Annotated in this window: 13 protein-coding genes and 1 pseudogene; 8 read left to right on the plus strand and 6 right to left on the minus strand. The window is 70.0% G+C overall.

The features are described from left to right. The 3 genes from IG90_RS0122765 (at nt 1) to aztD (ending at nt 3503) form a co-directional block, all read left to right on the plus strand. Nucleotides 1-1236 (plus strand): hypothetical protein, encoded by a 1236-nt coding sequence (locus IG90_RS0122765; protein WP_030587494.1) that lies wholly within the window; start codon nt 1-3, stop codon nt 1234-1236. Next, nucleotides 1233-2210 carry a zinc ABC transporter substrate-binding protein AztC gene (aztC, locus tag IG90_RS0122770; RefSeq protein WP_030587497.1) on the plus strand — a complete coding sequence of 326 codons (978 nt, stop codon included), beginning with the start codon at nt 1233-1235 and terminating at the stop codon, nt 2208-2210. The genes IG90_RS0122765 and aztC overlap by 4 nt, the downstream gene beginning before the upstream one ends. A 90-nt stretch (nt 2211-2300) precedes the next feature. Next, on the plus strand, nt 2301-3503 hold the full coding sequence (gene aztD / locus IG90_RS0122775; RefSeq protein ID WP_030587499.1) for a zinc metallochaperone AztD: 1203 nt from the start codon (nt 2301-2303) through the stop codon (nt 3501-3503). A gap of 63 nt (nt 3504-3566) precedes the next feature. On the opposite strand, the gene IG90_RS0122780 is transcribed toward aztD, so the two are convergent. Further along, a complete protein-coding gene (locus IG90_RS0122780; protein ID WP_030587501.1) occupies nt 3567-4661 on the minus strand; it encodes a lytic polysaccharide monooxygenase auxiliary activity family 9 protein in 1095 nt (364 codons plus the stop codon). An 895-nt stretch (nt 4662-5556) separates the two neighbouring features. Here IG90_RS0122780 and IG90_RS0122785 point away from each other — a divergent pair. Further along, on the plus strand, nt 5557-8142 hold the full coding sequence (locus IG90_RS0122785) for a glycoside hydrolase family 9 protein (RefSeq protein WP_233436057.1): 2586 nt from the start codon (nt 5557-5559) through the stop codon (nt 8140-8142). Between the two features lie 221 nt (nt 8143-8363). After that, on the plus strand, nt 8364-10016 hold the full coding sequence (locus IG90_RS0122790; RefSeq protein WP_030587505.1) for an N-6 DNA methylase: 1653 nt from the start codon (nt 8364-8366) through the stop codon (nt 10014-10016). A gap of 10 nt (nt 10017-10026) precedes the next feature. Here IG90_RS0122790 and IG90_RS46060 read toward each other — a convergent pair. From IG90_RS46060 to IG90_RS0122800, 3 genes and pseudogenes are all read right to left on the minus strand, one after another. After that, a pseudogene (locus tag IG90_RS46060) lies at nt 10027-10218 on the minus strand (hypothetical protein); the annotation flags it as partial. Nucleotides 10219-10258: 40 nt separating this feature from the next. Continuing rightward, the gene (locus IG90_RS0122795; protein WP_030587507.1) at nt 10259-11503 is read right to left on the minus strand and encodes an McrC family protein; all 1245 of its coding nucleotides are present in this window, start codon (nt 11501-11503) and stop codon (nt 10259-10261) included. After that, entirely contained in the window at nt 11500-13347 is a 1848-nt protein-coding gene (locus IG90_RS0122800) for a DUF4357 domain-containing protein (RefSeq protein ID WP_233436058.1), read from the minus strand. Before IG90_RS0122800 ends, IG90_RS0122795 begins: the two co-directional genes overlap by 4 nt. A 354-nt stretch (nt 13348-13701) precedes the next feature. Between IG90_RS0122800 and IG90_RS0122810 the strand changes: the two genes are divergently transcribed. Then, a complete protein-coding gene (locus IG90_RS0122810) occupies nt 13702-14160 on the plus strand; it encodes a hypothetical protein (protein WP_233436059.1) in 459 nt (152 codons plus the stop codon). Nucleotides 14161-14183: 23 nt separating this feature from the next. Here IG90_RS0122810 and IG90_RS0122815 read toward each other — a convergent pair whose 3' ends face one another. Continuing rightward, nucleotides 14184-15470 (minus strand): hypothetical protein, encoded by a 1287-nt coding sequence (locus tag IG90_RS0122815; RefSeq protein WP_030587517.1) that lies wholly within the window; start codon nt 15468-15470, stop codon nt 14184-14186. Nucleotides 15471-15581: 111 nt separating this feature from the next. Beyond that, nucleotides 15582-16061 carry an ATP-binding protein gene (locus IG90_RS0122820; protein ID WP_051860198.1) on the minus strand — a complete coding sequence of 160 codons (480 nt, stop codon included), beginning with the start codon at nt 16059-16061 and terminating at the stop codon, nt 15582-15584. A gap of 166 nt (nt 16062-16227) precedes the next feature. Between IG90_RS0122820 and IG90_RS0122825 the strand changes: the two genes are divergently transcribed. Beyond that, nucleotides 16228-17079: a helix-turn-helix domain-containing protein gene (locus tag IG90_RS0122825; RefSeq protein WP_030587523.1), complete on the plus strand. Its 852-nt coding sequence runs from the start codon at nt 16228-16230 to the stop codon at nt 17077-17079. Next, nucleotides 17076-17261, plus strand: a complete 186-nt coding sequence (locus IG90_RS0122830; protein ID WP_030587526.1) for a DUF397 domain-containing protein — start codon at nt 17076-17078, stop codon at nt 17259-17261. Before IG90_RS0122825 ends, IG90_RS0122830 begins: the two co-directional genes overlap by 4 nt. Nucleotides 17262-17543: the final 282 nt, after the last annotated feature.

Raw genomic sequence — 17543 nt, forward strand, 5'->3', positions numbered from 1 at the left:
ATGACTGTCCGCAGAAACGTCACTCCGTGGGCATCGGCCGCACTGGTGCTCACCGCGCTGCTCGCTACGAGTTGCGCGGGGGAGAAGCGCGACGCCGCACGGCCCGACGCGAGTCCCTCGTCCGCCACTCCGCACGGATACGTCGAGGGAGCCCAGGAGGCCGCCGAGCAGCAGTCCCGGCTCCTCCTGAACGACCCCGGCAGCGGGAACACCAGGGTTCTCGACCTCGTCACCGGCAAGGTGCACAGGACGGCCGAGGTGAAGGACGCCGTTCGACTGGGCACGGACGGCAGGTTCGGCTACCTCCACGCGCCCGACGGCACCCATCTCCTCGACAGCGGCGCCTGGATGGTGGACCACGGCGACCACATCCATTACTACAGCGCGGCGACGCGGGACGTGGGTGAGCTTCCCGCGGGCAGCCGAGCCCAGATACGCAGTGATGCCGCCGTGACCGCGGTGACCGACGAGAACGGCCGCACCGTCCTCTACGACCGAGGCAAGCTGGAGAAGGGGCAGATCACCACCTCGCCGACGCTGCGCGGCACCTACACCGGCGCCGTCGTGCCGTACGAGGAACACCTGCTCGCCTTCGCGAACAAGGGCGGCAGCACGGAACTCGTCGTCCTCGACCGCAAGGGCGAACGCGTGGCTTCCCCGGACGTGACGTGCGAGGCACCCCGGGGAGACGCCGTCACCCGGCGCGGCGTGATCCTCGGCTGCGCCGACGGCGCCCTGCTCGTGCGTGCGCAGGGCGGCGCCTTCACCGCGGAGGAGATCCCGTACGGAACGCACGTCCCGGCGCGGGACCGAGCCACCGTCTTCCGCCATCGACCCGGCAGCGACACCCTCACCGCCCCGGCCGGAGACGACGCCGTCTGGGTCCTCGACGTCACCGAGCGGACCTGGAAGCGGGTGGACACCGGACCCGTCGTCGCGGCCAACACGGCAGGCGAGGGTTCCCCGTTGCTCGTTCTGGAGACCGACGGCTCCGTGCACGGCTATGACATCGCGACCGGAAAGCAGACCGCACGGACCAAGGCGCTGCTGACAGCAGGGAAACGGGACGTCTCCGACGGCAGCGCCCCTGTCATCGAGGTCGACCGCAGCCGCGCCTACATCAACGACCCCGAGGGCAAGAAGGTGTTCGAGATCGACTACAACGACGGCCTGCGCATCGCGCGCACCTTCGACCTGGACGTCAAGCCGGTCCTCATGGTGGAGACCGGACGATGAGCCGAACCGAGGTGAATCATCGCGCGCGGGTGGGCACCGCTCGCCTGCGACACCTGATCGCGGGTCTGCTCACCCTCGTGACAGCCGTGACCGCCACCGCCTGCACCACCGGCGAGGACCGGCCCAGCATCGTCGTCACGACCAACATCCTCGGCGACGTCACTCGCGAGATAGTCGGCGACGAGGCCGACGTCACCGTCCTGATGAAGCCCAACGCCGACCCGCACTCCTTCGGTCTGTCGGCGGTGCAGGCCGCCGAGCTGGAACAGGCCGATCTGGTCGTCCACAACGGCCTGGGCCTGGAGGAGAACGTACTGCGGCACGTGGACGCCGCCCGAGAGTCCGGGGTCGCCACCTTCGCGGCCGGCGAGGCGGCCGGCCCGCTCACCTTCCACACCGCCGACGACGGCGGCCCCGAGGGCGAGGAAGGGCAGCCCGACCCGCACTTCTGGACAGACCCCGACCGGATGCACAAGGTCACCGGCCTGATGGCCGACCAGGTCATCGAGCACGTCGACAGCGTGGACCCCGGCACGATACGGGCCAACGCCGACCGCTACGCGAAGGGCCTCACGGACCTCACCACCTGGATGGAGAAGTCCTTCGACCGAGTTCCCGCGGACCAGCGGGCCCTGGTCACCAACCACCATGTCTTCGGCTACCTCGCCGACCGCTTCGGCTTCGAGGTGATCGGCGCGGTCATCCCCAGCGGCACCACGCTGGCCTCACCCAGCTCCTCGGACCTGCGCTCGCTCACCGAGGCGATGGAGGGAGCAGGCGTACGCACCGTCTTCGCCGACTCCTCCCAGCCCAAACGGCTCGCCGAGGTGCTGCGAACGGAAATGGGCGGCGGGGTTCGCGTCGTCGAACTCCACTCGGAGTCCCTGACCGCCAGGGGTGCGGGCGCCGACACCTACCTGCGGATGATGCGCGCCAACACCACCGCCATGGTCACCGGCCTGACCGGCGACTGACCCTCCGAGCCTCCCGGCACCCCCGCCCGTCGGGCGCCGGCTCGTCGTACCCCCATGCCGCCACCGCGCGGTGCAGAAAGGAACAGACCCATGAACAAGTCGATACGCGGCAGAGCCCTCACGGGCACGGCACTGGCCCTGGCCATCTCCACGGTCCTGACCGCCTGCGGCGGAGAGACCTCCACCTCCACCGACGCCAAGTCAGACGGAGCCGCGAGCGCCACGCCCGCGGTGGCGGTCGAGGAGCCGTTGGTCGCCACCTTCGACGGTGGCCTGTACATCCTCGACGGCGAGAGCCTGAAGCTCGCCAGGACCATCGACCTGCCCGGCTTCAACCGGGTCAACCCCGCAGGCGACGAGGACCACGTCGTCGTCTCCACCGACAGCGGATTCCGCGTCCTGGACGCCACCGACCAGGCCCTCACCGACATCGAGTACAAGGGTGCCAAGCCAGGCCACGTAGTCCGCCACGCCGCGAAGACCGTGCTCTTCACCGACGGTACCGGGGAGGTCAACGTCTTCGACCCCACCGCACTGAGCAGCGGCAGGAAGCCGGCAGGGCGTACCTACACCTCCGCCGAGCCGCACCACGGTGTCGCCATCGAACTGGCCGACGGCAAACTCGTGAGCACCCTGGGCACCGAGGAGAAGCGCACCGGCGCGCTGGTGCTGGACCGGCACAACAAGGAGATCGCGCGCAACGAGGACTGCCCCGGGGTCCACGGAGAGGCCGCGGCCAAGAACGAAGCCGTCGGCGTCGGCTGCGAGGACGGCATTCTGATCTACAAGGACGGCGAGTTCACCAAGATCGACTCCCCCGATGACTACGGCCGCATCGGCAACCAGTCCGGCAGTGACGCCTCGCCCGTTCTGCTGGGCGACTACAAGAGCGACCCCGAGGCCGAGCTGGAGCGACCCTCCCGCGTCTCCCTCATCGACACCGAGAAGAAGAAGCTGCGCCTGGTCGACCTGGGCACCAGCTACTCCTTCCGCTCGCTGGCCCGCGGCCCGCACGGCGAGGCCCTGGTCCTCGGTACCGACGGCGCCATCCACGTCATCGATCCGAACACCGGCAAGATCGAGAAGAAGATCCCCGCCGTGGGCGACTGGCAGGAGCCGCTGGACTGGCAGCAGGCCCGGCCCACCTTGTTCGTGCGCGGACACGTCGCGTACGTCTCCGAGCCCGGCAAGAAGGCGCTGCACGCCATCGACGTGGAAACGGGGAAGAAGATCACCTCCGTCACCCTGCCGAAGAGCACCAACGAGCTGTCGGGCGTCGTCGCCGGACACTGACCGCGCTTGCGCCCTCGCCGCCACGGCTTGATGCCACGGCGGCGAGGGCACACGCCCCGTCGGCTACGTGGCGACGCAGCCGATCGAACCGACCGGGAAGTCGTTGCCGGTCGATGTCGCGGTGAACCCGAAGGTGACGCTGCCCTCCGGTGCGATGGTGCGGTTGTGGTCGAGGTTCCTGACCGTGAGCGTGCCGTCGGACTCCGTGGTCAGCGCTCCGTTCCACACGCTGCTGATCTCGGCGCCCACGCCGGGCTTCCACTGCACGGCCCAGCCCTCACGCGCCGTCGTGCCGTGGTTCATGACCTCCACGGAACCCTGGAAGCCACCGCTCCAGGAGTTGGTCACGCTGTAGACGGCCATGCATCCGGTGTGCGGGTCGGTGGGTGTCGGAGTCGGGGTCGGAGTGGGCGTGGGCGTGGGCGTGGGAGTGCCGCCCGAGCCGCGGATGCCGGTCACTTCGCCGTTGCCGCCGTCGAAGACGACGTCGGAGCACGAGAAGAAGTTCTCCTGGCTGTCCGAGCGCACCCACTGGATGAACATGACCGCGTCACCCGAACGGCCCGAGGGCAGGTCCAGGTCCCAGTAGTAGTGGCCGCCGTCCGTGCCCGGCCCACCCGCCTGCGGCGGGTCGGAGACGGTCTCGATCAGTTCCAGGTCGTCCCAGCCCAGCTCGGTGCTGGGCGAGTAGCCGGGCTTGGACAGGTACACCCGGAAGGAGCCCGGGTGCGCCGCCCAGTTGCTGTGCTTGACCTGGATCGTCTTCCCGGATGTCAGGTGCGTCCGGGGCCAGTCGGAGCGGGGGGCGTTGTAACCGGTGAAGTTGTACGGCGACCGGTCGCCGGCACTGCACAGCTTTCCGTCCGGGACGTAACCCGCACCCCTTCCGCCCGCGTTGGAGTCGAGCACGGCGAACCAGTTGTACAGCGCGGTCGCGCCGCTCTCGTCGAGCGCGGCCTTGCACGCCGGGTTGGTCGGGTCCAGAGCGCCGGTGCCGGTCCTGGCGTCCAGCATGCAGAGGTAGGTACGCGATCCCGGTGTCATCGTGACGCCGTGCGCCTGCGCGTCGCCCTGGCCCATCAGTGTCAGGCCGATTCCGCCGAGCAGTGTCGCGAGCACCGCAGCCAGGAACGTGAACAGCTTGTTGCGTCGGGCCATGAGGTCTCCTGTGCCTGTGTGGGGATGGTCTTCCGGTTGCGCTTCTTCTCCTGCGGCCACCATCGGGCGAGGAGTCTGGGGGGCACCTGGGGCAGGGGGCGCTGTGCCGGGCGAGCGCGGTGGCGAGGCAGGTGGGAAGGCCGTGGCCGGTGCGCGGCCGTAGTCGTCGGTTCCGCACGGGCGGGTTCCGACGTCCACCGGGCTTCGTCGGGCCGACGCCGACCGGAGTGCTGAGCAGGCTGCGCGTGGTACCGGGGGAGTGCGGTGACGGTGACGCTCGCATGCGGGGCCTCTCCGGGAGGGATGACCGGATGGGGCGATCACGGAATCGGAAGCCCCGGCCAAGCATCTGGGAGCGCTCCCACCCGTTGGTACCTGAAACTGTAAGAGCGTTGCTATGTCCCTGACAACCCATGGTGGGGGAAGTGTCGAGCGGATCGATGAATGCGGAGGCCGGGGCTGGGCGGCCGTCGCGTTCCGGCGAGTCGCGGTCCGGGCGGCCCGGTGCGCGCCGGGGGGCAGGAGGGTCGGGGTGGCCGCCGGCCCGCCCGGCTGACCGGCCGGACGGCCTGACGAGGTGGCGGAGAACGTATGGTCGAGTCCGGTCGGGCCGAAGTCGCGTGGCGTCCTCGGCCCGGACGGTCGTCTCCCACGAGGCAAAGCGGCGAATCCTGTCCAACCGCTTGACTGCGCGTCTCGCGACCCCGACTTTGGGAGCGCTCCCACTTCGTCCCGGCGCTCCACCGTGCGCAATGCCGATGCCTCCGGCCCTGTGCGCCTCATGTGACCTTCCCCCTCCCGTAAGGACTTCGATGTGCCGCTGCATCAGCCACAAGCTCCCCGCCCGTCCCGTACGTTCCGCCGACAGGACCGCTCCCGACGCGTCCGCGTGTTAGTGGGCGTCGCAGCCATCGCCGGGCTGCTGGCCGGCGCGCTTGCCGCACCCGCCGGTGCGGCCCAGCCCCTCGATGACGCCCACGAGGTCATCGCCAACGGGGACTTCTCCGCGGGCACCGCCCCCTGGTGGTCGACGGCCAACAGCCCCGTCGCCGTCTCGGACGGACGCCTCTGTGCCGACGTCCCCGCGGGCACGGCCAACGCGTGGGACGCCATCGTCGGGCAGAACGGGCTGGCCCTCACCGCAGGCGAGGGGTACACCCTGAGTTACACGGCGACATCCACCGTGCCGGTCACCATCCGCACCAACGTCCAGATGTCGACCGATCCCTGGACCACGGAACTCACCACCGCGCAGCCGGTCGGGGCGAACGCCGAACGCGTCACAGAGACCTTCACGGCCGGAGCCGACCACGACGCGGCCCAGCTGGTCTTCCAGATCGGGGGCGGCGCCGAGCCCCTCACCTTCTGCATCGACGACGTATCCCTGCGCGGCGGGACCGCGCCGCCGCCCTACGAACCGGACACCGGGTCCCCGGTCCGGGTCAACCAGGTCGGCTACCTCACCCACGGCCCCAAGGCCGGCACGGTCGTCACCGGCGGTACCGACCCGCTGTCCTGGACCCTCGACTCCGCAGCCGGGACACGCGTGGCCGCCGGCACCACCACTCCGGCAGGCGTGGACACCGCCTCGCGGCAACACGTTCACACCTTCGACTTCAGCGCGGTGACCACCCCGGGCGAGGGGTACACCGTCACGGTCGCGGGGGAGAAGAGCGAGCCGTTCGCCATCGGCGACGACCTCTACGCGTCCCTGCGCACCGACGCGCTCGCGTACTTCTACCACAACCGCAGCGGCATCGAGATCGACGCGGACATCGTGGGCGAGCAGTACGCGCGGCCGGCCGGCCATCTCGGCGTGAGCCCCAACCAGGGCGACAACGACGTGCCCTGCCGGCCGGGCGAGTGCGACTACCGTCTCGACGCGGCGGGGGGCTGGTACGACGCCGGCGACCACGGCAAGTACGTGGTCAACGGCGGTATATCGGTGGCCCAGTTGATGTCCACGTTCGAGAGGACCCTGTACGAGGAGACCGCCGACGGCGGGCCGCTCGGTGACGGCGCGCTCCGGTTGCCCGAGCACGGGAACGCCACCCCTGACATCCTCGACGAGGCGCGCTGGGAGCTGGAGTTCCTCATGCGGATGCAGGTGCCCGCAGGGGAGCCGCTCGCCGGTATGGCCCACCACAAGCTGCACGACAGGGCGTGGACCGGACTGCCGCTCCGGCCGGACCGTGACCCCCAGCCCCGGGAACTGCATCCGCCGACCACGGCGGCCACCCTCAACCTGGCGGCCACCGCCGCCCAGTGCGCCCGCCTCTTCCAGGTCTACGACGCGGACTTCGCCGCGCAGTGCCGGTCGGCCGCGCGGTCCGCGTGGACGGCGGCCAAGGCCCACCCGGACATCCTCGCCGATCCGCAGGACGCCACGGGCGGCGGCGCCTACAGCGACGACGACGTGCGGGACGAGTTCTACTGGGCGGCGGCGGAACTCCTCCTCACCACCGGCGAGGACAGCTACCGCCAGGAAGTCCTCCGCTCCCCGCTGCACGGTGACACCGACGCGGTCTTCCCGCGAGGCGGCATGTCCTGGGGCTCGGTCGCCGGGCTCGGCGCCCTGAACCTCGCGAGTGTGCCGGGCAAGCTGTCCGCCGACCAGCTCGCCACGGTGCGCGGCATGGTGACCGAAGCCGCCGACGGATACGCGGCCGACTCTGCCCGCGCCGCGTACGGCCTCCCGTACGCCCCCGACGACGGGCACTACGTATGGGGCTCGAACAGCCAGGTCGCCAACAACATGGTCGTCCTGGGCTCCGCGCACGACCTGACCGGCAGGACCGTCTACCGTGACGCCGTACTGCGCGGACTCGACTACCTGCTGGGCCGCAACGCGCTGAACCAGTCCTATGTCACCGGGTACGGTGAGCGGGACTCGCGCAACCAGCACCACCGGTTCTGGGCCGACCAGCTCGACCCGGCCCTGCCGAATCCCGCTCCGGGTTCCCTGGCCGGCGGTCCGAACGCGTCCATCGAGGACCCGGTCGCGCAGGAGAAACTGAAGGGCTGCGCACCGGCGATGTGCTACATCGACGACATCGAGTCCTGGGCCACGAACGAGATCACCATCAACTGGAACGCCCCGCTCGCGTGGGTCGCGTCCTACGTGGACGATCTGGGCGGCGGGGAGCCCGTGAAGGCCCGGTGCGAGGTGACCTACACCTCGCAGCGCTGGAGCGACGGCTTCTCCACCCACGTCGCGCTGAAGAACACCGGCGACCGCCCCGTCCAGCCCTGGCGGCTCGACTGGACGTTCGCCGACCGGCAGCAGGTGACCGACACCTGGGGCGCGGACATCGGGCAGGCCGGCCCCCGGGTGACCGCCGACGCCCTGAGCTGGAACGCCGCTCTCGCGCCCGGCGCCACCGTGCGGTTCGGCTTCAACGGCCGTCCCACCGGCCTCGTGGACGACCCCCGGGTCTTCAGGCTGAACGGCGAGGTCTGCGGGACCGCATCACGACGATGAGCGGCCGGCCCGTCCTGCTGCGTACGAGGGGCGTCTCCCGGTTCGGTGATCCTCGCTACGTCGACACAGGCGATCGGAGTCCGACGGTGTGGAACGTGTGGCGAGCAGCTCTTCCTCTGCGAGGGGTCTTTCCGGGAGCAGTAAAAGGCCGCTGATGTTGTTGACGTCGTCAACGAATGTCCGCGTTGATAGTGGAGGTCGCCCTGTGTACGGTTGCTCGTATGACGGACACCCCCGCCCGACAGGCCACCCCGCTGGTCACCGGGTCCGAGATCGCCAGGCTGGCGGGCGTCACCCGCGCCGCCGTCTCGAATTGGCGGCGACGTTACGACGACTTCCCCACGCCGTCCGGCGGTGGTGTCAACAGTCCGCTGTTCGACCTGGCCGAGGTGCGGGCCTGGCTGGACAGGCAGCGTAAGGGGCAGGAAGTCTCCGCGGAGGTACAGCTGTGGCAGGTGCTGCGCGGAGCGTACGGCGACGACATGCTCGGCGGGCTCGTGGATGTCGCCCGTCTCCTCGACGAGGGAGTGGCACGTGAGGAGCTTCCGGCGGATGTCGTCCGCCTCGCGCGGGAACTGGCCGAGAGCTGTGGCGCGGCAGAGGCGGTGAGCGTCCTCGCGGAGCGCTTCACCGAATCCGTACGCCGGGCAGGGTCGGACCAGATCACCGCACCGCGCGTCATCCGTGCCGTACGCCACTTCGCCGGTGAGGTGGCACCCGGCACGACCCTCTTCGACCCGGCCTGCGGTATCGGCTCCCTCCTGCTCGCCATCGGCCCCGAGCAAGGCGCCAGGCGCTGCGGGCAGGAGTCCGACGCTCGCAGGGCCGTGTTCGCGCAACTGAGGGCCGGCCTCACCGGGCGCACCGGGGTCGGCATCGTCACGGGGGACTCCCTGCGGAACGACCGGTGGGCGGACCTCAGGGCCGACCTGGTCGTCTGTGATCCCCCGGTCGGTGAACCCGACTGGGGGCGCGAGGGCCTGTTGCTCGACCCGCGCTGGGAGTTCGGCACACCGTCTCGTGCCGAAGGCGAACTCGCCTGGCTGCAGCACGCCTACGCGCATACCGCGCCCGGTGGTCGTGTCCTCATGGTCCTGCCCGCCTCGGTCGCCTACCGCAAGGCAGGCCGCCGTATCCGCGCCGAGCTCGTACGACGGGGCGTCCTCACCCAGGTCACCGCCCTTCCGTCCGGCACGGCGGCCTCGCATGCGCTTCCGGTCCACCTCTGGCAGTTGCGTCGCCCGCGGACCCTGGGAGATGCCGCCACCCGTGTCCGCATGGTCGATCTGACGGCGGGCGATCCGGACGGCTCACTGGAACCGGCTGCCGAGCAGACGGCTGACGTTCCCCTGGTCGATCTGCTGGACGACGCCGTGGACCTCACGCCCGGCCGCCACGTCGAGGATTCCCATCGCGACTACGCGGTGGAATACCGGACCTTGCGACGGGAGCTGACCGAGCAGGCGAGGCTGCTGGCGGAGTTGCTGCCGGCGTTGGTCGCGGGCGACGGCCCCGGCCTTCCGGACGGACCTACCGTCAGCGTGGCTGACCTCGCGCGCGCGGGGCTCGTCGAGTACGGCGATCGGGAACCGGTCTCGATCAGCGACCAACTCGACACCGACTACCTTCAGGGCTTTCTGCGCAGCGCGGCCAACACGCGGCGCTCCACGAGCAGCAGCGGCACCTTCCGCCTCGACGGCAAGGGCGCCCGCATCCCGCAGATGGACATCACCGGGCAACGGCGGTACGGGGCGGCCTTCCGCGCGCTTCAGGAGTTCGAGGAGCGAGCGCGCAGAGTGGTGGAGCTGAGCCGGGACGCGGCGACCCTGGCAAGGGACGGGCTCGGCAACGGCGCGCTCGCCCCGGACAGCTGACGGCGCGTGTCACGCGGATGGTCCGCATGCGTGCGTCCCGCGCGTTCTGCACGGACTCGAGGTGGAGCCCTTTGTCCGCGTGCAGTTCGGGCACGGTCAGCAGCTGGAACTTCTGCATCGCCTTGCGTACGCCGGCCTTGACGGGCCTCTCCAGGACGTCGTAGCCCTCCCAGAAGCTGTTGGCGGACGCGAGCTGCGGCACGAGGTGAACTCCCCGCCCTGGAGGGACACTCCGCAGTCGATCATATGCGTGGGGTGTTCGCCAGCCGCTGGGCCACCTCCTCGATGTCCGTGAGCAGTCCGGAGGGTTCCTGGTCCAGGTCGAGGGCGTGCTGATGGAGGACGACACCCGCGTGGCGCACCTGATGGGCGGCGTGCCGGTCATTGCCCTTCGCGTACACCAGGTGCCCTTCGCGCAGGCCGAGGGCCGTGCAGTACGCCAGCATCTGGTACAGGTCGGCGTCGGGATAGCCGCCCGGTCGCCCGGACTTGTACTTGGCGTCCGCCACCGCGCACGGGGTGCCGTCCGGCCCGTACAGCACGAGGTCGGGCTTCATGCGGATCGTGGCGGCCTCGTCGAGGTGGTGGGAGTCCTGGAGTCGGACGGTGTGGCCGTCCGAACCCCGGCCCCGGCCGTGGAAGGTATCCCGTAGGGCGGTTGTCACGAAGTCCTCGAAGAGCTTGTTCATGTCGAAGAGGAAGCCGTCGATGCGCAGACCGCCGGGGCCGTGCTCGGCGGAGGCGCCGTCCAGGACGACGCGCGAGAGACGCAGGGCCTGGTGGTAGCGGGAGTTGAGGCGGGTGGGACGCCAGTCGGGGACCGGTTGTCCGCGCGCGATCGCCGTGACGTCTCTCAGGCGGGCGCGCTGGTGCAGCAGCCTGCGGCGTACGTCGCGCGGTATGCCGGGCAGGCGCAGGAGACGTTCGACGGCCGCACGGAGGATGCGGTTCTCCGCGATGTCGGTGGTGAACTCGTCGTACGCCACCTCGATCGGCAGCATCGCCCCGAACCGCCGCCGTATCTGTTCGGTCTCCCTGACCCGGCCGCGGACGACGAGCGCGGCTTCCTCAGCCGCCCGGTAGCCCTGCGACAAGCCCTGCCGCAGGGCCCGGTCCACCTGCCGTTCCACGGCGTGGGCGAGCGCGGGCAGCAGATCGCGGTGCTCGGCGACCTCGACCTCGCCGTCCCGCCAACTCCTTCCCGGATCGAGGCTGTAGCTGAGCAGGAAGAAGAGCCGGACGATGGGCACCTTGGGTGTGACGCGTACGGTGACCGGTTCGCCGCCGCCCGGCGCCGTGACGGCCACGGCCCCGACCTTGCTGCCGGCCTTCAGCGACCAGAGCCCGGGCGCGTACGGGTCGGGGGCCGCGTCCACGATGCCGGAAGCGGCGAGGGCACGGCCGACGGCGTCCGGCAGGGCGATACGGGTCGCCGGCGCGTGCTCGACCAGCTCGACGGAGTACGGGGCGTCGACGGCGGACGTCACTGCAGGGACTCCCGCAGTGCCGCCAGCCCGTACCGCGTCTCGATGTCCACGCCCTCCCCGTAGTGATGCTCCTCCAGCAGGGGCAGGATCTTCGTCCGCCAGGTCCGCTCCAGGCCGCCCTCCCGGTACACGCCCTTCTTCATCAGGTACGAGGGCCCGATACGGAAATCGGGATCGTCGATACGGGAGTTCAGCGCATCGAGCAGGTCGGCGGGCTCCGCGCCCCTGCCCTCCTCGGTCAGCCAGCGGCGCAGCAGACCGCGTGTCGGCTCGGTGCGCGGCGACAGTTCGACGAAGGCGAAACGGCGGCGCATCGCCGCGTCCACGAGGGCGATGGAGCGGTCGGCGGTGTTCATCGTGCCGAGGACGAACAGATTCGGCGGCAGCGCGAAGTCGTCGCCGGAGTAGGTCAGCCGAACCGACTTGTTGCGGTACTCCAGCAGGAAGTACAGCTCGCCGAAGACCTTCGCCAGGTTGGCCCGGTTGATCTCGTCGATGATCAGGAAGTGCGGGATGTGCCGGTTTCCCTCGCGAGAGGCCAGGTCGGCGAGTTCGCGCAGCGGGCCCGCGGTGAGGCGGAACGCGACCTCCCTCGTCTGCGGGTCCTCCTGGGGCCGGAAGCCCTCGAAGAAGTCCTCGTAGGCGTACGACGGGTGGAACTGCACGAGCTTGACCTGCTCGGGCCCGCCGCCGAGGAACTCGGCGAGCTTCATTGCCAGGTACGTCTTGCCGGTGCCCGGCGGGCCGTAGAGCACCAGTTGCCGGTCGTCGGCCAGGAGATCGCGCACTTCGCGCAGCCACGCCGTCTCGTGCACGAGGAGTTCGGCCGCCAGCTGATCCGTCGGGTCGGGCAGCTCCGGCTCACGGCGGGCGGTGATCGCCGGGATCTCCAGGCTCGGGTCCCGCTCCATGGCCTGGGCCTCCTGCGCCAGTTCCTCGTCGCTCCGTCCGAGTCCCTCGACGAGTGCCAGCACGGCGGTCAGGTCGACGACATCGTGTTGCACGGACAGCTTCTGCTGGAGGGCCTCGGGCAACTCGTCGTACGGGATACCGGGGGACCGCCACTCGGCCTTCCGGCGCAGATTCGACAGCCCGCCCTCGGACTCGGTCTGCTCCGCGTCTCCCGTGAGCTTTCCGATGTACATCTGCCCGTCCGAGATGGTGCAGACGGTGTCGCCCTGCCGCATCTGGGACAGGAAGTAGTGCAGTTCGTCGGCCATCACCTGCTTCTGGCTGTACGAAGTGGTGGCGTCGTATCCCTCCTGCACGTACCGCCGCAGGACGCTCTTGGTCGGCGCGGCCTCGTCCACGTGGGGCAGGTGCGTGGCCGCGAGAGTCACCCAGCCCTCGGTCACCCACAGTCGCTTGACCAGATCACGCCCGGAGACGTTCGAGCCCCGCACCAGCCAGGCCTTGTGCGGGGTGCGCCATGAGGCGCCGAGGTAGTCGACGAGGGGGAAGCCCTCTTCCGTGCGCCACTCGGAGAGCCCGTCGGAGCTACGCCCGGTCACCACCGAGGCCGCTGCGGAGGGGGAGTTGCACTCGATGTCCCGGGTCGTCTCCCCATAGCCGGGCCACCGGTCCGACGCCGTCCCGATGCCGCCGTCCGCGAGCAGCCGTTCCCGCTGCGCCGACGGATGGGGCCCTATGCCGGGCATCGTCTCCACACGCACCGGCGAGCCGGCGAGGATGAGGAACTTCAGGCTTCCGTTCATCCCCTTCTCGGGCAGGACCCGACCCCGGGCCCGCGGTCCTCCGCCCGGCAGGCGCAGCAGGAACTCCGGGTACACCGTGGCGACCCCGGCCTGAACCGCCTCGGGGCGGGCCTCGTCTCGCTCGTTCACTCCCACTCCTCGCCCCGGCGCCCAGCGGCGCACGGCCCTCCCGATCCACTCCGCCCACTCCGCCCACTCCACGCGACCCTACCCGCGGGGTACGACAACCCCGGTGCCCGAGGGCACAGCGCTCCTGCGACAGCTCCGCCCGCTCCTCCTACGGAAACTGGGACACACCTGCTGGCGCTCGTCCTCGGCAGCCGACTCGGCGTCCGTCACGGCGGCCCGGTCGAACTCGGCCGCGGCTGTGCGCACATCCATCGCGTTCGTCATGGAGGCCATCGTGCCGGAGGGCGAGGCGGCGTCCCCCACGATCGGTGAGGTTGGGCAACTTCCTGCGTGAGGGGCAGGCGGGCTGGCACGATGCTCAGCAGGGCGAGGTCGTCCCTGGGCACCGGGACCATGGCGACGGGGGAGACCGTGCAGGACTGGATCTACATTCTCAATCCGAGCAAGGACACCCTCGACGGTGAGCCCTCAGACAAGGACACGGTGCGTCGTCTCGCCCACAAGGACCCCGAGCGCGACTTCTGGCTCAGCCGACGCAACCGCATGAACCCGGGCGACCGCCTGTGGTTCTTCTTCACCTCGCCGGATTCGGAGGTCGCCGCGGTGGCCGACGTCATGGGTGAGCCGTACGAGGCGGACCCGCCGGATCCCGAATTCGCCTACCGGGTCGACGTCACGCTGCTGTCCGGGCCCACGGACGCGTTGCACGGCGATCCGGTGGGCCGGGACGAGCTGGAACTCGGCCAGGTGAGGTCGGTGCAGAAGGTCAAACCAGGGGCGTTGAAGATCCTGCTGGGGCGGGCCGGTCTGTGATCCGTCCTCCGCGGGCAGGACGGCTACCAGGGCGCCAGCCCACGCTCGGCCGGGTCCGTGTGGGGCAAGAGCGCCTCCCGGGCACGTGAGTTCAGGGCCATGAGCTTGTCCGCCGTGCGATCGACGAAGAAGACGAACGCTTTGGCGGTGTCGGCGAAGGCCGCTGCCGGGCGACTGATACCGGCTGTCGTGATGACGATGAGCCGCTTGGGTACGTCCTCACCTGCCGCCGCGGCCAGGCCGTTCATCCGCTGAACCTCGGAGGTGGACAGGTTCTTGGCCCTGTCGTGCCACTCGATGTGGAACGCGTCGGACCGGATGGGCTGTTCGGCGTCCCCTTCTTCGAGGTCCCCGAAGCCGAATGCCGTCAACTGCTCGAGAGCCGTGTCCGTGATGTGCTGAGGGCTGGGCGAGCGCCGCGAGGTCTTCGGCTCGGCTTCCTCGTCGAGCTGACCGACATCGGCGCCGGCGTCCCCCAGCCACTGGGGCGGAGCGGCTTCGTCTGCGAAGAGCGACTCCTGCCACTCGGACCGGTGCCCGGCGGGATCCGGTTCCCCGCGACCGGCCGGCTCGCACGACACCTCCACGTCCCAGGCCTTCAGGCCCCTGCCGAGTACGTCGGCGATGTCCGCCACCGACACGTCCGCGCGGGGTACCCCTGGCGTGGGCTTCGTGCTGCGCCACAGGTTCCGGGCCAGATCGACGCGGCCCCAAGCTCCGCATTCCGCGAGGTGCACATCCACCAGCCAGCCGAGGGCGGGCTTGAGTGAGACGCGGACGAACGCGTCGGGGAACTCGGCCTCGACGAAGCTGCCGTCGCGTCCGCCCACGATGTCGAGTTTCGGCGAGTGGCGGGGGCCGTACGGGAAGTAGCCGTTCCCCGCCGCCACGCGCCGCACTCGCACACCCCGGGCGTCCAGGAGGTCGGCCAGCTCGGTCATGTCGGACGGCTCGCTCTCGTTCCAGCGCCACGGCGAGGGAACCGGTACGTCGGTGAGGTGGGCCGACGCCATGGCGTGCAGGGCGTCGACGAGTACCTCGTCGGGCGTGTCCAGCGGCCAGACGGACGGCTCACTGTTCAGTACCGGGTCCAGCACCGCCCAGACGATCGTGTAGCCCATGCGCACCTGCGCCAGCACGACCGAGCGTTTGCCGGACAGCGTGACCTTCAGATGCATTAGGCGGTTCGCGTCGTCGAACTGCACCCGGTCGGCAAGCTCGGGATGACGCTCGCACAGAGCCTGTTCCAGGCTCTTGAAGTGCAGGTGTCTGCCGAAGGCGGCGACCATGTCACCGGGCGGGAAAGGCAAGGGAAACACTCCTGTTGAGTAGCGGCGGCGTCTGGCGCGGCCGGGGACGCCGTGATCCGTTGACGGAGCGTAGGTCGACCGGATGCCGTCGCTCAAAGCGTTTGGCTGTCCTCAACGGCATTGGCTGCCGGATTGACCGGAAATCGCTTCAGACCTCTCGCCGTGCTGGTCGATCTCCGCCCAGACGGTCTTGCCGGAGGGCGGGCGCGGGTCCGTGCCCCAGCGGTCGGCCAGAGCGTCGACCAGGAGCAGGCCGCGGCCCGACTCGTCGTCCGGGCCCCGATCCGGGGGGATCGCGGGGCGGTACTCACCCCGAGTGTCGCTCACGGCGATGCGCAGGGTGCCGGCCGTCCCGTCCAGCGTCAGTGCCACCAGGAAGTCGCGGCCCTGGACGCGGCCGTGCAGCGCCGCGTTGGCGGCCAGCTCCGCGACGACGTGTTCCGCTCTCTCGATGACTCGCGGTGACATCTCCCATGCGATCAGCCGTTCCACGGCCAGGAGCCGGGCGAGACGGGCGCCGCGGCGGGTGGAGGAGAGTTGCTGCGCGAACGTGTGTACGGTGGCGCGGGATTGGGGCGTGGAGGTGTGCATGGGGAAACCGTGGCGGGCGTGCGGGGGTGTGTTCCAGTAGCGCGGCCCGTACGCTGCGTCAGCGTACGGGCACGTTTTGTGGACAGTACGGGGATCTTTCCGTCACCGTGGGTGAGTCGATCGCGGGGATGCCGCAGAGGACGTACGCACCTGGAGGTGGCCGCGTATGACGGACAGCACTGACGTGACGGCTTGCGACTGGGAGCGCGAGCCCGACCCTTCCGACAGTCTGCGGACCTTCGGAGCCGTCGTCCAGGCCCTGCGCGAGCATGCCGGGCTCAGCCGGGTCGATTTCGGGGCGAGGGTCAGGTTCTCCAAACACACGGTGGAATCGGTGGAGTTGGGGCGGCGGATGCCCGACGACTCCTTCGTGGAGCGGGCGGAGGAGGCGCTGGGCAACACGGGGGCGTTACGGAAGGCGGCCGGGCATCTGACCCGGGGTGAGGCGGGGCTGGCGGCCTGGTTCCGGCGATGGGCTCGGCTGGAGAAGGTGGCGGTGAGCCTGTGCACGTACGAGTGCAGGCTGGTGCCGGGGTTGTTGCAGTCGGAGGGGTATGCGCGGGCGGTGTTCGACAACAGCATTCCGCCGCTGTCGGATGAGCAGTTGGAGGCCCAGGTCGTAGCCAGGATGGAGCGACAGAAGATGTTCTACGAGCGGCCGAACGTGCCGTTCAGCTTCATCGTCGAGGAGCACCTCTTCCGGCGTCGGCTTGGTGGGCTTGAGGTGACGCGGGGGCTTCTCGACCACGTGCTGGAACTGACCGCGCCACGGAATGTGACGCTTCAGGTGATGCCGCTGGACGCTGAGTTCCATGCTTGCCTGGATGGTCCCGTGCAGTTGTTGGAGACCCCTGAGCGGCGGCGGCTCGCGTACTCCGAAGGACAGCAGAACGGCCGCCTGATCAGCGACGCGAAAGAGGTGAGCCTCCTCTACCAGTGCTATGACACACTGCGCTCGCAGGCCCTGAACCCCAAAGACTCGCGGGGTCTGCTGGAGCGACTGCGAGGAGAGCTATGAGTACGACAGAACTCGCCTGGTTCAAGTCCAGCTACAGCGGCACCCAGGGCGACAGTTGCGTGGAGGTCGCTGTCACCGAACAGGCCATCTGCGTACGGGACTCCAAGGACGTGACTCGCCCGCACTTCGCCGTCAGGCGTGAGGAGTGGTCGCGGTTCGTGGGGTTCGCGGCGGAGGCCTGAGCGGAGCGGCGTGCGCGGTGGCGCTCAGACGATTTTGCAGAGCGTCATCGCACGCATGTAGGCATCGCCCGGTGACCCGAGGGCGGAGCTGCGGCCCACGTAGATGGTGTCCCACTGCGAGGTTCCGACCGGGCACGTGGCGGGACTGATGAGCAGGCCGCCGGAGAGATCGGGACTCGTCGTGGTGGCGTCCGGTATGCCGGGGGTGGCTGGTTCGGCCGAGGCGCCGGGCTCTCCCTCGTCGCCCTTGGCGCCGCGTTCGCCTCGTGACCCCTGTTCGCC

It is taken from the genome of Streptomyces anulatus (assembly GCF_000721175.1).
In the GTDB taxonomy this organism is placed as follows: Bacteria; Actinomycetota; Actinomycetes; order Streptomycetales; family Streptomycetaceae; genus Streptomyces; species Streptomyces anulatus_C.